Source organism: Pseudomonas sp. A-RE-19, assembly GCF_019956555.1.
Lineage (GTDB): Bacteria > Pseudomonadota > Gammaproteobacteria > Pseudomonadales > Pseudomonadaceae > Aquipseudomonas.
Window position 1 is genome coordinate 102588 of record NZ_JAHBDQ010000066.1, and the last position, 18320, is coordinate 120907.

Sequence of the window (18320 nt, forward strand, 5' to 3'; positions counted from 1 at the left end):
TTACCAGTTAATCTGTCGTGCATCGAACAGATTAACCCCCAGTTGGGCCTTGCCTAAGTATTCCAGACAGTCCATTGGCTTGGCCGGCATAACACTGCAAAAGAACGATTCGCGCAGCAGTCGTTCCAGCGGTCGGCTACGATTCAATGTGCTCGCACCACAAAGCTTCACCGCCGCCATTGCCATCTTCGGCGCAAGTTCACCGATGAAGTACTTGGCGGCATGCACAGCGGCATTTGCATCTATCGTTCCGCGCCGTTGTTCGATGAGTGTGCCAGCATGATTCAGCAACGCTCTCCCCGCTTGTAATTCAGCCGACAGCCTGCCTACTTCCTGATGGATCGCGCTGGATTCTCGTTGGGAAGGCGTGGTGCGCACGGCCTCGGTGATGTATTGCAACAACGCAGTAGCAATCCCAAGATAAACACCGGTATAGCCGGAAATCATCCAATGGGGCTCACGTACCAGCTTGAATAAAGACATCCCTTCGACTGCAAGAAACAAACGCTGGCGGGTCAAAAGCACATTTTCAAAAGTCATGCTGGCGGTCTGGGTACCATTCATTGCAAACCCGTCCCAAACCTGGCCGCAATGCACGCCTTCGTCATTGCGACCGACCACGAAGTGGCTGATTTCGCTGTCGCTGTCGTTACCCTCGGGTCTTGCCGTTACTACGATGTAATCTGCAGCGCCTGCCAACGACACAAAAGACTTGTTGCCATTGAGCAGGAAGCCGCCTTCATGCGGTCGATAATGTGTCTGGATACCTCGCAACCGCGCACCACTGCCCAGCTCGGATGTCGCAGATGCAAACATCTTGTTGTGCGATATCACCTCATCAAATACCCAGGAGCGAAAGGCATCCGCAGCCGCTGACAGCGATTTCCCCGCCGACTCACACAACGAGCCAAGCGCCACATTGTGCATATTGAATCCCAGCGCAGTTGCCGCGTCATACTGGGCAAGTCGTGCCAGAACCTGGCTATATTCCAGATAACTCAGACCCGCCCCCCCAGCATCGCGAGGGATCAACAACCCCAACAGACCAGATTCCTTTATCAGTCGATAGCTCTCGCTACTATCCGATTGTTGGTTATCCACCAACGGAGCCAAGTCGACCAGCTGTGTTCCGATGCGGTCTACCAACGAGAGAATTTCATCGATTTGGTGTGGCAAAGCCATTTACGTTGACCTTATATATTATTCAAAAAGCGCTAACGCTCAGTTCTCGACTGGCAAACCAGCCTGGCGCGCCACGCTGATACGTAGCAGATCGTTCGCCCCCGCATAGGTCATTGAAGCCAATGGACTGATGAGATCGATCGCCCGACCGGAATCTGCGATGTAAGAACGCACACCACCTAACTGGGCTGCCAACTGCGACAGCCGCGTAAAGTCTTCAGAAACCGATATCTTCACCATCGCAGCCTCACCACTCAATTGACGGATAGTCACTCCGGCATCGATGCGCCGCGCAATGCCATATAGCAATTTTCGCGAACGATAAAGGGCCATGCTCATGTCGGCCACATGCCCGGCCACTAGGTGACTGGAACCCATTGATCTTCCGAAATGACTTCGATCCCGGCTCCACTCCACCGTCTGAACCAGCATGCTGCGCATGGGGCCTAGCGCATACCCCATGAGGAGAGCTCGCTCCCAGGTAGTAGTCGCGGTCAATACAGAGAAACCTGCACCCTCGCCCCCCAACAGGCTGTGCTCCTCCAACCGCACACCGTCAAAGGTCAACACGCCCATCGGTACACCGGGCAATGCGGCCTTGTCCAGCGGCTCACTACGCAGTACGCCCGCATCGGACAGGTCAACTAGTGCGACTGATAAATCGAATGGTGATCGCCCCTTACCGGTACGAGCGAACACCAAGGCGTGATCTGCTACCGGGGCAGCGGTAATGAAGCGCTTCTCGCCCGTCAACCGATAACTACCGTCCGCCTGACGTTCAGCCACGGTTTCCATCGACATCGGATCACTACCGCCATGCGCTTCAGTCAGCGCGTGACACAACAGCGTCTCCCCATCTTCCAGGCCTGCCAGTTGTTTCCGCTGCTCGGTATTCAGCCAAGTCTGCATGGGCAATTGCATACCGAACAACTGTGAAGCAAGTGCATAGCAAAGGGCAGGACTCACGCCGCTCATGCCCAATCCTTCCACCATGGCGAGCTTGTTTGTCACCGTGCTATTGGAAGAACGCAGCAGCCCTGTAGCCGCTGCCAACAACCATTGCTCGCGGAAGGTTTTTCCTTCCAACTCAGGCAGCAAAGCCTCCCCTTGGATGCAGCCCTCCTGCACCGTTTGTTCAACGATCTTGTCTTCGTCTCCGAACAGCATCACTCGCCCTCTCTTATCGGCACAGACTCAAGCGAGCTCGACCAGGCTGGCTTCAATTACGGCCCATAGCGCGGCAGGCGTGCGAAATGAAGCTGCGACGACTTTGTTTTCAGGGAAAGCTATCTCGAACTTTTTCTCAACGTCGACGACAATGGATATGATCGTTAGAGAGTCCAACCAACCTTCCTCCAGTAACGCCGTGTCCGGTACCACAGTAAGGTCTGCACTTTGGTATTGCGTTAGCAGATTTGACTGAATCAGCGAGCACAGCGCTTCAATGTTCTTCATTACTTATCTCTTCCATGTTTACACTCAACATGCTCAAAGCACGTCGATCTATTTTGCCGTTGGCAGTAGCTGGCAGCTTTCGCGCCATACGAACTCCATCCGGTCGCATCCTCTTCGGCAATGCTTCGCTCAAACCGCGAACAATGTCATCGCGACCTGCGCCAGCACTCACCACATGTACCCAGATCTCGCAATCCGGCTCTGTGCCTTGGCGAGCCACAACGGCAGCAGTTTCAACACCCGGCAATGCCAATACCGCACTTTCTATGTCCAGAAGATCAATGCGGTGGCCGCGACGCTTCACCTGATGGTCACGTCGACCTTGCAGATGAAAGCGACCATCCGCCGCCTGATACCCGATATCCCCCGTGCCATAGGCCAACCTTTCCACTCCATCGCGGAAATACACTGCACGGCGGGCATCGCGACATACGCCATCAACCAAATAACCAGCGAACACCGTCGGCCCTGCAACGAAAATCTCACCCTCCGACGCTGCACGACCGTCGTCACCGATGATTTCGACTTCCACTCCATCAATCGCCCAACCGATCGACGGCAAAACCGTCTCGATACTCGGCAGACTCACCTGTTCTGCGGTGCACACATTGGTTTCCGTAGGCCCATACAGGTTGTAGAACGGCAAGTCGGGGAATGCAGTCAGATAGCGCTTAAGCAGTTGTGGCGGGAAAGGTTCACCTGCGTACAACGCAGCGCGTAGTGCAGACGGCCTCGATTGCTCAATCCCGCCCTGCTGTAGCAGCATCTGATACAAGGTGGGTACTGCGTAGAACACTGAGATACTCTGCTCACCCAGCCAACGCGTCACATCGCGAGGAAAAGTCTTAAGATAGTCTGGCAACAGACAAAGGCAGGCTCCAGCCAGTGCAGTCGAGAATAGATCGAAGGTCGTCAGATCGAATGTGAGTGCCGCTTGTGATCCAACACGGTCCTCACAGTCCAGAGCAACTGCGCGTGCCGCCCAGGCACAAAAATGCAGGACGTTGGCATGGGACAGGCATACACCCTTGGGCGCGCCGGTACTGCCTGATGTAAACAAAACATAGCCACCCTCGCACCCAGCATGTCGAAGTGGTTGTCCTCGCAAGGGGAACAGCCATAGCCCGCCCACTGTGCGAGCATCGCCAGACTGACCATGAATGGAAACCACCTTGGATGCTGCTGCTTGGCTTGCAGGGGTCGCCAATAAAAAATCCAGGTCGGCGTTGGCCAACATCCGTGCGCCCCGTTCCGCGGGGTCCTTGACATCCATCGGAGCGACTAATGCCCCCAGCCTTAATGCGGCATAAATGGCCACAACAGCGGCTGCGCTCTTCGCAATATAGATGCCTATTCGATCACCAGCATGCACCCCTTCTGCACGCATCAACTCGCATAATTTATTAACCGCTTCGTTCAGTTGTTGATAGCTGAATGACGCATCTTCCGCTTGTAGCGCGGGCCTCTGTGGATAGCGCTGTGCAGCTTCAACCAGCGTCTGATCAAGCCGAATACAATCATTGAACAAGGTTGGCCTCTACTACTAATTTGACGTTCCCCGTCTTGGCATTCGGACGTTTTGGAAGATCGATAATCGATAGTAGGAGGATTTCTCCAACCTAAGTGAATGAACAATTTTTATAAACTCTATGCGGAAATGGAATACAGATGGATCTGAAGAACTTGCGCTATTTCGTGGAAGTGACAGAGCATGGCAGCTTCTCGAAGGCATCCCACAACATTCACGTCACCCAATCGGCGCTTAGCAAAGCCGTTCAATTGCTCGAAGAAGAACTGGGTACGACGCTATTGGTTCGCAGCCGTCCAGGCGTGCCATCACGCTTGACCCCGTCGGGCGAAGTGGTATTCCGCCACGCCAAGGGATTGCTGAGCCGCAGCAAGCAAATGCTGACCGACGTGAACTTGCTCAATAGCCTCGTCACCGGCGTCCTTCGGCTGGGGTTACCTCCTTTAGGCAGTACCGATCATATAGCGGTCGTGTTGACCGAGTTTCAGCGACGCTTTCCCCAAGTGGAACTCCAATTGCGTGAACAAGGAGGACAAGCCCTGGAGGAGGCCGTTCGCAAGGGCGAGATAGAACTGGCTATCAGTCTGCGACCAGAGGGAGACGACCTGGCCTGGCTTCCGATTTGTGAGGAGCCACTCGTTGTCGTCCTGCCGCCTCGCCACCCACTCGCCAACCACCATCGACTGACGCTGCCGGATTTAGCGCATCACCCATGGGTGCAGCTACAGGGTGCCTCTATCCTCAATCACCGCATCAAGCTCTGTTGCCCTGCTCTGGACGTCAGTCGCCTACAGGCGGCCAAAAGCGACAACCTGGCCTTTTGCTTGTCATTGGTGGCTGCGAACGCAGGCCTGCTGGTATTGCCCAGGCTATTGGCTCAACACCATATCCCACCCGGTGTGGAAATCGTCCCGCTCGAATGCGCCGAACTACAGTGGCAACTCGTCGTCATCTGGCGCAAGAGCTCACAGCTGTCGGTAGCGGCGCAGCAATGGCTTGAACTGTTGGCAACCGACGCTGGCCAATAACCTGGCATATCTTCGACGTCGTTCCCTGCGCCAAAAACAAAGGTCTATACAAATACGGCCCAGCGCTTTTGCTGAACATGTGTTGGCCGATGCACAGCGGGGTGTATATAGTCGCCCCCACTGCAACCCGCCGGCCCATTCCAAGGAAGAGAATGATGAGTGACCTGCACACCCTTACGGCCGCCGAACTCCTGGCCCGATTCGCCAGCCGGCAACTCGCTCCCATCGACTATTACGACCAGCTTCTGACCCACATCGACCGCTGGGAGCCGCAGATCAATGCGCTCTACGCCTTCGACCCGCAGCAAGTACGTCAGCAGGCCCAAGCCTCCACTGAACGCTGGAACAAAGGCCAACCCAACGGCGCCCTCGACGGTGTGCCGGTGACCCTCAAGGAACTGATCGCCACTGAGGGCGTGCCCATCCCGCTGGGCAGCGCCGCCACCCGCCTGACGCCGGCGCTGAAGGATGCACCGCCCGCCGCGCGCTTGCGTGAAGCCGGGGCAATCATCCTGGCCAAGACCACTATCCCGGATTTCGGCATGCTCTCTTCGGGCCTATCGAGTTTCCACGGCATCACCCGCAACCCATGGAACACAGCCAACAACACTGGCGGCTCGAGTTCCGGGGCCGCCGCCGCCGCAGCCGCCGGTTACGGGCCTCTGCACGTCGGCACCGACATCGGTGGATCGGTGCGACTGCCCGCGGCCTGGTGCGGGCTGGTCGGCTTCAAGCCGACGCTGGGGCGCATCCCCATCGACCCGTATTACACCGGCCGCACAGCCGGCCCCATGACCCGCACGGTCGATGATTGCGTGTTGTTGATGCAACATCTGGCCCGCCCCGATTCGCGCGACGCTACCAGCCTGCCACCGCTTACCACTGAATGGAGCAATCAGCCGCTGTCGGTAAAGGGCCTGCGTGTCGGCCTGATGCTTGAACCCGGTGCCGGCCTCACACCTGAAGATTTCGTCTGTAAAGCGGTGGAGCAAGCAGCGGGGCTGTTCGAAGCCCACGGTGCCAAGGTCACGTTGATTGCGCCGATCATGGACCGCGCCCAGCTCGACGGTCTCGACCAGTTCTGGCGCGCTCGCCAATGGGCTGAGCTGTCGGCCTTGAGCAGCGAGCAATTCGACAAAGTCTTGCCGTATATCCGCGACTGGGCCGCCCCAGGCGCCGATATCACCGGCGTGGAAGCCGTACGGGGCTTCAACCAGACCTTCGAAATGCGCCGCCGCGCCGCGCAGTTGTTCGACACATTCGACCTGGTGCTCTCCCCTACCAACCAGATCAACGCCTTTGCGGCCGACTGGCCGTCACCGAGCAATGACCCGCAGCAACCGTTCGAACACATAGTGTTCACCGTGCCCTGGAACATGGGCGAACAACCGGCGCTGTCGATTAACTGCGGTTTCGCCGCCGACGGCATGCCCATCGGACTGCAGATGATCGCCCCGCGCTTTGCCGATCAATGGCTGCTGCAAATCGCAAAAACCTACGAAAGCTGGCGTGGCGCAATTCACTGCTGGCCGAATCCTGCCTGAATTCAACCCTTCAAGAATTCCCCTCCCACCTTGTAGCTCCGGGCCGTCCTGGCCGGTGCTCTATCGACCTGAAAGGCAATGGAATGCCCGTACAACAATTGACACGACCCGATCCTGCACTCGACACACCAACCCCGGGCGCCGGCAAGAAGAGCATCTTCGCTGTAGTTCTGGGTAACGCCGTGGAGTTTTTCGACTTCGGTGTATACGCAACGTTTGCGGTAATGATCGGCCATACGTTTTTCCCGTCCGACAGTGCCTTCGTCAGTCTGATGCTGTCGGTCATCGCGTTCGGCACCGGCTTTATCGTCCGGCCCCTGGGTGCGGTACTGATCGGCGCCTACGCCGACCGCGTCGGGCGCAAACCGGCGATGCTTCTGACCCTGGTGATGATGGCTGTGGGCACCGGCAGCATCGCGATATTGCCCGGCTACGAGACCATCGGCATCGCCGCGCCGATCCTGCTGGTGGTCACCCGCATGATCCAGGGCCTGGCTTGGGGCGGTGAAGCCGGCCCCGCCACCACCTACATCCTTGAAGCGGCGCCCTCCCACAAACGCGGCACCTACGCCTGCTGGCAAGTGGTTGCCCAGGGCTTCGCCGCCATGGTAGCCGGGCTGGTGGGGTTCACCCTGACCAAAGTCCTGTCCCCGGAAGACCTCAATAGTTGGGGCTGGCGTGTACCGTTCGTGTTCGGCCTGCTGGTGTTGCCGATCGGTATCTACATCCGCCGCAATCTTGCCGAAACCTTCCACGGCCACTCCGAACAAACCCGCACCGGCGATCTGGTACGGGAAATAGGCGGCAAACACCGGCGCGCTCTGGTGTTGGGGCTGCTGATTCTTTCCGGCAGTACCATCACCCAGTACTTCCTGAACTACATGACCACCTTCGCCCTCACCGAATTGAAGCTGCCCACCAGCATTTCCATGCTCTCGACCCTGGTGGCCGGCGCCGCGATGGCTGTGTGCGCGGTGGCCGGTGGCATGCTCTGCGACCGCTTTGGGCGTCGGGTGACCCTGATGACGCCCCGAGTGGTGTTGCTGTTGATCCTGTTCCCGGCCCTGCAACTGATGACCGAGCACCCCAGCTCGGCGACCTTCCTGCTGACCCTGGCGGTACTCTCGGGTCTGCATGGCATGAGCGGCGCAGCGTTGATCGTGCTGCTGGTGGAGAGCTTCCCGAAATCGGTGCGCGCCACCGGTTTCTCCATCGTCTACGCCTTCGGTGTAGCAGCGTTTGGCGGTACGGCGCAGATCATCATTACCTGGCTGATCGGCTCCACCGGTGACCCGATGTCACCAGTCTGGTACCTGCTGATCGCTAACCTTGTGTGCCTGACCGCCGCCTGGTTCGCCAAGGAAACGCGTCCGTCGCTGCCCGAACGCCCCGCCCGCGAAACCCGGCTTGCAGAAGCCCAGGTCCGCTGATAAACGCGTCCCCAGGCCTTTCCGGGACGGTTGCCTTACATCTGATTTGTACGGGATTTACCATGTATCCACGTCTTTTGCTGGCCGTCACTTTGGCATCCAGCACCCAGGCTTTCGCTCAGCCATTTTCCCGAGAGCAGGCCCAAGTTAACGCGCCAGGCTTTCTGGAAGGCAGTACCCTGGACCTGAACCTGCGTCACTACTATTCCAACCAGCACACCAAACGCACCACTCACCTGATCATCAAGAAACCCGGCGGCATCGAGCCCACCCGTGTTCGCGAAACCTGGGTGCAGACGAGCATGCTCAAGTACAGCTCCGGCTATACCCAGGGTCTGATCGGCGTCGGCATGGATGCAGGGATCTTCAGTGCCGTAAACCTGGAGCGCGGCCACGGAAAGGTGGCCAACGGCGGCGACCGGGTGCTGGTAGACGGCGACGGCGATGCGATTCCCACATGGAGTCGCCTGGGGGTAGGTGATGTGCGTGTTCGCCTGTCCAACACCGAGCTCAAGGCCGGCCGGCTAATGACCGACAATCCGATCCTGCGCTACAAGGACAACCGCGCCCTGCCCTCCAGCTTTCAGGGCGTGGGTCTGCTCAGCAACGAACTCGACTGGCTGTCGATGCAGGGCGGCAGCTTCGAACGGGCGATTCCGCGCACCGGCACCGGCGCCGAAAAGCTGACCACCACCTTCGGCAACCGCGCCTACAGTGGCGCGCGCATCAGCTACCTAGGGGCCACGGTCAAACCGGGTTATGGGCTGGAAGCCAGCGTCTATGCCTCGCGTTTCGAAGACATGTGGGACCAGACCTACGTCGGCGTTACACACCGCATGGGCGCCCAAGACAATCTGGCCCTCAAGACCGCCTTCAACTACTACCACACCAGTGATTCAGGCAAGAAGAACCTCGGCTACATCGACAACAACGCCGCCAGCCTGGCCTTCACCGGCACTCACCGGGCCCACAGCCTGACGCTTGCCTGGCAGCAAGTATTCGGCAATGAGTACTTTGACTATGTGTGGGAATCCACTGGCAACTACATGGCCAACTCGTTATACGCGGACTACAACGGCCCCAACGAAAAGTCCTGGCAATTGCGCTACGACCTGGACTTCACGACCTACGGAGTCTCTGGCCTCACCGCCAGCCTGTGGCACGCCAAAGGCTGGGACATCGACGGCACCCACTACGCCGGCGACCGCTACGGCCGCAATACCGGCTACAACGTGCGCGGCCTGGACGGCGCGAAACACTACGAAAACGGTTTGATGCTGGGCTACATCATCCAGTCCGGAAAACTCAAAAACTCGGTGCTGCGCACCATCGTCTACAACCACCTCGCCAGCGGCGGGCAGATTGACGGCAGTTACGACGAGTTCCGCATCGTCGCCAACGTGCCGATCAACCTATTCTGAGGCTCAGTTCAGCGAACACAGTGCTGCATCGTTCCGGCCATCGTTTCCTGCACTTGAGCACCGCGACTGAACGGGGACGGTTGCGGTATACGCAGAGCCGCCTGTATCCGAAGCTCGATGGTTATTCCGACACCTAGCACGTCGTCTCGGCCCTGGAGTGCAGAGATCAGGACCGATGTCGGCAGCCCTTGTGGATCAACTCCAGAGGGAATGGCCAGTCCTGGCATATCGAGGAAGCTGCCGATCATGGTGTAGGCCAGGGTTCGCAGATTGGTGACTCTCACTCCGTTGAAACGGCGTATCGACGTGCCAAGGGGTCGATTGTTCCCCTTCTCGATCAATCGCTCAGAACATCGATGCACCTTTGGACTTGGCCAGATAACGCCCCGGTGAATCCCCCAGGTTGCGCCGAAACACCGAGGTAAATGCGCTTGGGCTGCTGTAACCCAGATCAATCGCCACTTCGGTGATAGATGAACCATTACTCAGTCTGGATGTTGCTTCTAGCAAACAGACTTGTTGCCGCCAGAACACAAAACTCATGCCAGTCGCTTCCCGAAAACTTCGCGTGAACGTTCGCCGGCTCATGTTCGACCAACTGGCCATTTCACTGATGGAAATATTCTGCGTGGGTGCATCAAGGAACCGATGGCACGATTGGGCCAGTCGAGGTTCTGAAGGCAAAGGTGCGCTCAGTGGAAGCTCCGACATGGCGCCGATTTCATCCACCAGTAGCATCTGCACGGATTGGCTTCGGATATTGGGCGGTTGCTCCGGATCAATGGCCAACGCTGCTTCCAACAGGTGCCTGAGCAGCGGCGAAACATTGTAGACCTGGCAATGCTCAGGCAAACCGGCGCGGATGGAGGCAGCCTCATTGAGGTAAGTATTGATCATGGTCACGTCGCCGCGCATATGCATTTCATGCGACACGCACGCGGGAACCCAAAGCGCTCTTTGAGGCGGGACAACCCAATTCCCCAGATCGGTGAACATCTTCAACGCGCCCGTCGAGGCGTACGCAAACTGACCACGACTGTGAGTGTGCCGGGCAAAAACAGTACCCGAAGAATACTTGCTCAGGCTCACCACAGCATCGGGGCTTCCATGCTCGTAGGGATCCAGTGTTTGATTGATCGACATGGCCCGATTTTGACAAAAATAGACCTGCTATAGCAAGCAGGCCAAAATTTTGGACCATAGAATCGCATCTCCAAAAAAAACTGATGCAGAAACGGTTCGCATTGAACTGATTGGAAAGCGGCACACCGCCTACGCGGTGTGCCGCTTAATGTGAGGCTAGGGACATGCAGAAAAAACATTTGGTTCTGGCGATATTCGTCACCTTAGTGTGGGGAGTGAACTTTCCAATCACCAAGCTGGGTTTACGCTTGATCGATCCCTTTGTGTTAACCGGAATACGCTTTGCACTCGCCGCCATACCCTTGGTGTTCTTCATAAAGCGCCCCGCCATCAAGTTCAGCTATGTTGTCGCCTACGGCTTCATTTTCGGATTGGGTATGTGGGGCGTGATCAACTATGGCATTCAGGTCGGTGTCAGCCCCGGTATTGCTTCGCTGATCATCCAGCTCAGTGTGTTCTTCACCATGGGTTGGGGGGCGTTATTGTTTAAAGAGAAGCTACGTGGGGCTCAGCTTATCGGGGCACTGCTGGCATTGGTCGGGTTGGCGGGCATCATTTCTACCCAGCAAGGAGAGCACGCAATACTTGGAGTACTGCTGATAGTGTTGAGTGCAGTCGCTTGGAGCGTAGGCAACGTGATTATCAAGAAATCCGGTGTCAAAGAGATCTTTTCATTCATGGTCTGGGCCAGTCTGTTTCCACCCTTCCCGCTCTTCTTCATCGCTTGGCTCATGCAGGGCGCCGCGCCCTTTGAGAACCTGCAAAGCAGTCTCGACTTGACGGCTGTACTGTCGATTGTTTTCCAGGTTTACCTGGCCACACACTTTGCCTATTGGGGATGGAATTCGCTGTTGAAGCTTTATCCTGTATCAACAGTGGCACCGCTGTCGTTGCTGATTCCGGTATTCGGCATCGGCAGTTCGATGCTGATTATCGGCGAACACATCTCGACACCGAACTTGATCTCAATTGCGATCATCATTATGGGATTGGCGGTCGGCCTCTATCGTAAGTCCCCCGGCACAATTAATGCCGCCCCCAAAGCCGCGTTCCGTCCTGACTGAATCGGTCGTGCCAGAACTATGCATTTTCGCCAGCGTTTGCCAGGGCTGCCGAATCATCCGGCAAAACCGCTAAACGAAAAAGGCCAACGCTTAGCGTTGGCCTTTTTTATTGATCGTCGAAACGTCGTCATTCGCTCGCAGTGGCCACGCTCTCAAGTCGATACCCATACCCGTAAATCGTCAGCAGTTGCCAACCGCGATCAGCCGTCAGGCCCAGCTTGTTGCGCAGACGATAAATATGAGTGTCCAGCGGGCGGGAGGACACCATTTCTTCATGGGTCCAAAAGCGCTCATACAAGTATTCACGGGACAAGGGACGGCCCAGGTTGGCGAACAGGCAGCGGGCGAGACGGTATTCCCGTTCGGTCAAGCTGATGGGGGTGGAGGCGCGGGTGACGGTGAGTTCGGCGTCGTCGAATTGAAGGTCATTGAATGTCAGTATTTCGGTGGCTGCCGCGCGTTGCAGTCGATGCCGACGAAGCACCGCGCTGACCCGAGCCATCAGCTCGTTGGGACGAAACGGTTTGCTCACGTAATCGTCAGCCCCGGCGTTCAATGCCTGGACGATATCGCTTTCGGTATCGCGACTGGTGAGCATGATCGCGGCAGGTGGTGCCTCCATATGTTCACGGGTCCAGCGCAACAACGACAGGCCGCTGATATCGGGCAGTTGCCAATCGAGGATCAGCAGATCGAAGGTCTCCCGTCGAAGTTGCCGCAGCAAGTCCTCTCCCCGCTCGAAACTGTGCAACGTCCATGCTTGCTCTCCCGTTGCGGGGATCTGTCGCAGTGTCTGTTCCACCCGGCGGAGCTCGGCGGGTTCGTCATCCAGTATTGCGACACGCATGCCGAGTAGTTCCTTCATCTCGTAAGTGTAACGTTAAGAAAATTCCTACAAGAGTTTAGGCTGATTGATCGAATCTGAACAATTGTGGTGAATTGCTGTGAATTTCTCCGGTATGGCTACGCTGATATCACTTCGCCGGCAGGCGATGAGTTATTGGAAGAATGCTTAAAAAGAACTGTGAGAAAGATGCGCTTGAAGATTCTCTCTAATGGATTCACCAAGTTGACGGCGTTGATGTTGGCGGCTGGCATTGGGCTGGGATGCTCTGCGGTCCAGTCGATTCCAGTTATTCATCATCAGGCTGCGGCGCATTACTTCGATTCGACAGAAACAAACTTGGTAATGGGTGATTCGCCAGGCTTTGCTCCTGTGCACTCACTACAGACAGAAAACGCCCCGCTCGCTTTACGCTCAACGCAACAACGGTGGGTGTTTTAACCCCCGACCAATTCTGAACAAATGTTGAGAATTGCCTCCCAAGGCTCCCATGTCGGTAAATTCGTTCTCGCCGAGCGGCACAGGGGCATTGGGATGTGTCCCGACGCAGGGAGCGTCAATGCCAACCTGGCAGGACCGTCGATTACCGGTTTTCGACAGTCTGCAGTTCAGGTCAGGGGAAAACACACGGAGTGCCTGCTCGGCTCCGACACAAGGATGTGTCATCTCATTTTGCTCCCATGGCTATCTGCCAGAGCGTCCGGTCAGGTATCGTGCGTCCAGCGCGCGCGTTCCCGGCATGATTTCGAAAAGAGCCTAAAAAGCAATCCATGAACCCCATGACCTTATTGCTTCCACGCTGTTCTGGCGTCTGTCTTTTACTGGTTGCCGGCCTGATGGGATTGCTCATCGAGAGTGCATCAGCAGCGGTCGCTTCGGCAAAACGTTTGCCATATATCGATGAAAACCAGCTATGCCGTGCTCAACCGCTGCCGGCGACTGTCGAGCATCTGACTGGAGAGGCCTGGAAGCTGGATGCCAAAGGCAAGGAGACGCCATTGCAGGAAGGCATGTCGATCAACGAGCAGGAAGGCGTCAAGACCTCACCTTCGGCGTTTGTCAGCCTGTCCCTGGGCGATGGCTCACGGGTGGTGCTGCCGTCCAGTTCCCGAATCACCTTGCACCTCAACGAAGAACATTCGATCCCTCAGGTCATCCTTGAGCAGGGGCAGGTCGAGTCGTATGTGATCAAGCGTGCCAGTGACCATGATCGTTTTCAGATCATCACGCCGGTGGGTGTACTGGGCGTACGGGGCACGCACTTTCGGGTGCGCAACGATGAAGGTGGCGAGGCACTGCTGGAAGTGTTGAACGGGCAAGTGGCGGTCAATCGTGACGAGGAACTGTCGGAATCCCGCCCGGCCCGGCCCGCTGCCAAACGGACTCAGCGCCCGGAAGATGAGGTCCAGGTCATGGCCCGGCAGGGTCTGCGTATTCAACAACAAGGCGCGTTGACGCCAATCGACTTGTTACCCGCCCCACGTTTGTTGGGCCAGACCGGCCAGGTGGGTGATGTGCCTGTCTGGCAACTGATCATGAAACCCATCGAAGGGGCCACGCGTTATCGCGCGCAGGTGGCCACTGACGCGGCTTTTTTGGACATCAAGCAAGAACAGTTTTCCAGCACGCCCGAGGTCAAATTCAGCGGGCTGAAAGCGTTTTTCTACCATGTTCGCCTATCGGCATATGACGCTCAGGGGTTAGAGGGAGAGACCGGGGTATATGACATTTTCTATTACCCCAGGACCACACGTGTCCCATAGCTTCCTGGCCTACGACCGATGAGAAGACGACCAGGGAAGGACGACCGCGAGCCGACCCAGGCTCAGCGGCTGTTTCGGCGGATGGTTCGCGAGTGGCTATGGGTCAGTTTGATCCTGTTGCCGCTGACGGCGATGCTGTCCATGAGCCAAGGCCTGACCTTGAGCAATCTGCTGTACGACAACCTGCGCCGGCTAAGCCCGCTGCCGGTGGACCCACGAATACTCATCGTCACGATCGACGACTACAGCTTGCAGCAGCTTGGCCAATGGCCGTGGTCGCGGGCCGTGCACGCGCAACTGCTGGATAGGCTCAGCGCCGCGAAGGTTAAAGGCGTTCTGTTCGACGTAATCTTCAGCGAGCCCGCTAGTCACCCCGGCAGTGATCAGCTATTGGCCCAGGCAGCTTGTCGGGCCGGGAATGTTTTCGTGCCGCTGCTGCGCGAAGGCGTCGCGCGATATGGGCAGCCTCTGGGGGAAATTGAACCGGTGGCCCCGTTGAGCCATTGCGCCAAAGGCATCGGGCACATCAATGCCGAAGCGGATGCCGACGGGATCGTGCGCAGCGTGTATTTAAGCGAAGGATCGGCGCAGAAACCACGCGCACAACTGGCCTGGCTGCTGTATGAAGAAGCCCTCGCCGACAAGGAAAAAGCCCCGATGCCCGGCGTTCCTGCCCTGCCATCGGCGCAAGGCTGGCAACGAGCCCACGAAATACGGATTCCTTTCATCCGTTCCGACGCGGGTTTTCCCAGTGTCCCTTACGTCAGCGTACTGCGTGGCGAAGTCCCGCCCGAGTTGTTGCGCGATCGTTTGATCCTGATCGGCTCAACCGCTCCAGGCCTGGGGGACCGTTATGTGACACCGCAATCGGCGAGCATCGGCACCACACCGGGCATCGAGATTCAGGCGAATATCCTCAACGGGCTGCTGCAACAGCGCAACATTGTGGTTCTCGATCAGCACTTGGCGGCGTTGCTGTCGGTGGTGATTGTCGGTGAATTGCTGGGCCTGCTGTTGGTGCGTCCGCGTCGCGCCCTGTGGCTGACCCTGGGTGCAATGGCGGCCGCTCTGCTGGGTTCGGGTGTACTGATGCGGCTTGGCTGGTGGTGGTCACCGGCTGCCAGTCTGCTGGGTATTTTGCTGGGTTACCTGATCTGGAATTGGCGAAGGCTGAACGCGGTGCTCGCCTATTTCGGTTGGGAACTGGCGCGTCTGGACAGTGAGCCAAAAGTCTTTCCCGAACGCCGCCGCACCCAGGCCCCGGCCGGCGATGTGCTGCAAGGGCAAATCGTCGCGTTGGAGCAGGCCATGAGCCGGACCCGCGACACCCGGCGTTTCATTGCCGATGGGCTGGAATACCTGCCGGTGGCGACGCTGATCAGCGATCCGGGCGGGCGTATTCTGCTGGCCAACCGCAAAGCGCGAGAGGTGTTTTCCTGTGGTCTGGTGGGCGAGGACGTGCTCGAGCAACTGAGCGACCTGGGCTACCCGGCGCTGTCCGACGGAACGCCATCTGCATTGTCGACCCTGGAGACGGTGGAGTTTCGCGATATTCAGGCTCGCAGCCTGCGTCTGGATCGGGCACCGCTGTTGCCGGCCGAAGGTGACTCTGTGATTGGCTGGCTGCTGAGCCTCACTGACTTGAGTGTCGAGCGGGATGCTGAAGAACAGCGAGCCGTATTGTTGCGCTTTTTGTCCCATGACCTCAGGGCTCCCCACTCGGCGATTCTGGCTTTGCTCGACGTTCAGCGGCATCAAGTGGCCGGCGACACCCAGGTGTTCAGCCAAATCGAGTTACAAGTACGCAAGGCGCTGAACCTGACCGAAGCTTTTGTGCAGTTGGCAAAAGCCGAGTCCGAGGCCTATCAGTTTCAGCCGAGCATATTCGCGATGCTGTTGCTCGATACCTTCGACCAAGCCTCGAGCATCGCACATCTGAAGAACATTCAACTGCGGCATGACCTCGATGAAGACGCTGAGCCGTTGGTCCTGGCCGATCAATCGCTACTGACACGGGCACTTTTCAACCTGCTGGAAAACGCCATCAAGTACAGTCCGGCGGGTTCGCAGATCTCGGTGCGGGTGAGTTGTACCGGGGGCTGGTTGAAGTGCGAGATCGCTGATCAGGGCCGAGGGATTGCCGTCGAAGAACTTCCCGAGTTGTTCAGTCAGTATCGGCGTTTTACCTCGGCTCATGGCAGCGACGGCCTGGGGCTGGGTTTGTCCATGGTCAAGGCCGTGGTGGATCGTCATGGCGGGAGGATTTCCTGTCATAGCGTGGTGGGGCAAGGCACGACGTTCACTGTCCAGCTGCCGCTATTGAGCGACTGAAGCCAGACGCTTTCAACGGGCATAAAAAAACCGGCGATATCAGCCGGTTTTTTTACGTCCGAAAAAACTTATGCACGTTTTTCGACTTTTTATTTGCTTAAGAAATATGCATATAAATCATAAGCTTAAAAACAAATTTCGACGTTTTTCAACAAAACGGTACACAGGTTATCCACAGAATCTCAGACAGTCACTTGATCGGTGGCATTGGGTGCCGCCGGCGCTGCTGGCAGCGAACCCATCTCACGCTGCATCTGTTCGTTCCAGGCCTGCACCCGGTCATTCAGGTCGGCAATGGCTCGTGGCCCGTTACCCTCGGCATACATCGGCGCGCCGATGATGACGGTGATCACGCCCTGTTTCTTCGCCCAACCGGTTTTCGGCCAGAACTTGCCGGCATTGTGCGCAATCGGCAGCACGGGGAGTGACGCATTGACGGCCAACGCCGTGCCACCGCGGGAGAACTTGCCGATGGTGCCGTAGGGAACGCGAGTCCCTTCCGGGAAGATCAGTACCCAGACATTGTCCTTAAGCAGCTCATCGCCCTTTTTCGCCACATGCTTGAGCGCCGCTTTCGGGTTGCCACGGTCGATGGCGATCGGCCGCAACATGGCCATGGCCCAACCGAAGAACGGCACGTAGAGCAGTTCACGCTTGAGCACCTGGCTCAGCGGTTCGAAATAGGCCGAGAGAAAGAACGTCTCCCAAGTGCTCTGGTGGTTCGACTGAATCACGCAGGCCTGGTCGGGCACGTTCTCGGCGCCTTTCACTTCGTAGCTGATGCCCAGAAAGACTTTGCTCAGCCACAAGGCACAGCGACACCAGTACACGTTGATAAAGCGATAACGCGCCTTGAACGGCAGAAACGGCGCGATGAAAAAGCTCAGGGTGCACCAGAGCAAAGAGCTGGTGCCCAGCAGCAGGTAAAAGAGGAAAGTTCTGATGGCCTGCAGTATCGACATGGCGATATTTACCGTTGCGGGCATTGCCCGCCTATTCAAGCGCACTCCCGATCAGTCCTTGGTCAGGATGTCAGAAGAGCCTTAGTTGTGGATAAGTTCCGCGGCAATCGCCGCCAGATCGTCAAAAATCAAGGTGCCCGCCGGTAGGGTTTTGCCCTGAGTCTTTTCGCCTTTCCCGGTCTTTACCAAAACTGGCTGAGAGTCGACGGCTCTGGCGGCTTCCAGGTCACCGAGAGTATCGCCGACGAACCATAGATTCGTCAGCGAAACGTTGTAATGCGCGGCGATGGTTTTCAACATCCCGGGTTTTGGCTTGCGGCAATCGCAGCCATCGTCTGGCCCGTGCGGGCAGTAGACGATCAGCCCGACTTCGCCGCCCTGCTCCGCCACCAGCTCGCGCAAACGAACGTGCATGGCCTCCAGGGTGGCGATGTCGTAATAGCCGCGAGCGATACCGGACTGGTTGGTAGCGACCGCCACCGTCCAGCCGGCCTTACTCAACTGCGCGATCGCTTCGATCGAACCGGGGAGCGGAATCCACTCCTCCACCGACTTGATGTACGCATCGGAGTCGTAATTGATCACTCCGTCCCGATCGAGAATCAGCAGTTTCAACAGCAGCCCC

15 protein-coding genes are annotated in these 18320 nt (G+C 57.5%); 7 read left to right on the forward strand and 8 right to left on the reverse strand.

All coding sequences use genetic code 11. From position 1 onward, the window contains the following. From KGB14_RS24830 to KGB14_RS24845, 4 genes are read right to left on the reverse strand one after another with little or no spacing between them, the layout of a single operon-like run. Complete coding sequence (locus tag KGB14_RS24830; protein ID WP_223489421.1) at positions 1-1182, reverse strand: acyl-CoA dehydrogenase family protein; 1182 nt, start codon at positions 1180-1182, stop codon at positions 1-3. 39 nt (positions 1183-1221) lie between these two features. After that, a complete protein-coding gene (locus KGB14_RS24835; RefSeq protein WP_223489742.1) occupies positions 1222-2349 on the reverse strand; it encodes an acyl-CoA dehydrogenase family protein in 1128 nt (375 codons plus the stop codon). 27 nt (positions 2350-2376) lie between these two features. Further along, complete coding sequence (locus tag KGB14_RS24840; protein WP_223489423.1) at positions 2377-2637, reverse strand: acyl carrier protein; 261 nt, start codon at positions 2635-2637, stop codon at positions 2377-2379. Next, positions 2624-4165: an AMP-binding protein gene (locus tag KGB14_RS24845; RefSeq protein ID WP_223489426.1), complete on the reverse strand. Its 1542-nt coding sequence runs from the start codon at positions 4163-4165 to the stop codon at positions 2624-2626. The genes KGB14_RS24840 and KGB14_RS24845 overlap by 14 nt, the downstream gene beginning before the upstream one ends. Positions 4166-4305: 140 nt before the next feature. Here KGB14_RS24845 and KGB14_RS24850 point away from each other — a divergent pair, with 140 nt between their 5' ends. From KGB14_RS24850 to KGB14_RS24865, 4 genes are all read left to right on the forward strand, one after another. Then, the gene (locus tag KGB14_RS24850; RefSeq protein ID WP_223489428.1) at positions 4306-5193 is read left to right on the forward strand and encodes a LysR family transcriptional regulator; all 888 of its coding nucleotides are present in this window, start codon (positions 4306-4308) and stop codon (positions 5191-5193) included. A 155-nt stretch (positions 5194-5348) separates the two neighbouring features. Beyond that, entirely contained in the window at positions 5349-6737 is a 1389-nt protein-coding gene (locus tag KGB14_RS24855; protein ID WP_223489430.1) for an amidase, read from the forward strand. A gap of 83 nt (positions 6738-6820) precedes the next feature. Beyond that, on the forward strand, positions 6821-8167 hold the full coding sequence (locus KGB14_RS24860) for a citrate-proton symporter (protein ID WP_223489432.1): 1347 nt from the start codon (positions 6821-6823) through the stop codon (positions 8165-8167). A gap of 62 nt (positions 8168-8229) precedes the next feature. Then, a complete protein-coding gene (locus KGB14_RS24865; protein ID WP_223489434.1) occupies positions 8230-9588 on the forward strand; it encodes an OprD family outer membrane porin in 1359 nt (452 codons plus the stop codon). A gap of 345 nt (positions 9589-9933) precedes the next feature. Here the strand turns inward: KGB14_RS24865 and KGB14_RS24875 are convergent, their stop codons facing one another. Beyond that, positions 9934-10731 carry an AraC family transcriptional regulator gene (locus KGB14_RS24875; protein ID WP_223489436.1) on the reverse strand — a complete coding sequence of 266 codons (798 nt, stop codon included), beginning with the start codon at positions 10729-10731 and terminating at the stop codon, positions 9934-9936. Positions 10732-10895: 164 nt separating this feature from the next. Between KGB14_RS24875 and KGB14_RS24880 the strand changes: the two genes are divergently transcribed. After that, positions 10896-11795: an EamA family transporter gene (locus KGB14_RS24880; protein ID WP_223489438.1), complete on the forward strand. Its 900-nt coding sequence runs from the start codon at positions 10896-10898 to the stop codon at positions 11793-11795. A gap of 127 nt (positions 11796-11922) precedes the next feature. On the opposite strand, the gene KGB14_RS24885 is transcribed toward KGB14_RS24880, so the two are convergent. Continuing rightward, positions 11923-12642: a response regulator transcription factor gene (locus KGB14_RS24885; protein ID WP_223489440.1), complete on the reverse strand. Its 720-nt coding sequence runs from the start codon at positions 12640-12642 to the stop codon at positions 11923-11925. Positions 12643-13409: 767 nt separating this feature from the next. On the opposite strand from KGB14_RS24885, the gene KGB14_RS24890 reads away from it, so the two are divergent. Further along, positions 13410-14402 (forward strand): FecR domain-containing protein, encoded by a 993-nt coding sequence (locus KGB14_RS24890; protein ID WP_223489442.1) that lies wholly within the window; start codon positions 13410-13412, stop codon positions 14400-14402. An 18-nt stretch (positions 14403-14420) separates the two neighbouring features. Further along, complete coding sequence (locus KGB14_RS24895; RefSeq protein ID WP_223489444.1) at positions 14421-16733, forward strand: CHASE2 domain-containing protein; 2313 nt, start codon at positions 14421-14423, stop codon at positions 16731-16733. A gap of 182 nt (positions 16734-16915) precedes the next feature. Here the strand turns inward: KGB14_RS24895 and KGB14_RS24900 are convergent, their stop codons facing one another. Beyond that, on the reverse strand, positions 16916-17695 hold the full coding sequence (locus tag KGB14_RS24900; protein WP_223489446.1) for a lysophospholipid acyltransferase family protein: 780 nt from the start codon (positions 17693-17695) through the stop codon (positions 16916-16918). 81 nt (positions 17696-17776) lie between these two features. Continuing rightward, positions 17777-18316 carry a D-glycero-beta-D-manno-heptose 1,7-bisphosphate 7-phosphatase gene (gmhB, locus tag KGB14_RS24905; protein ID WP_223489744.1) on the reverse strand — a complete coding sequence of 180 codons (540 nt, stop codon included), beginning with the start codon at positions 18314-18316 and terminating at the stop codon, positions 17777-17779. Positions 18317-18320 lie beyond the last annotated feature (4 nt).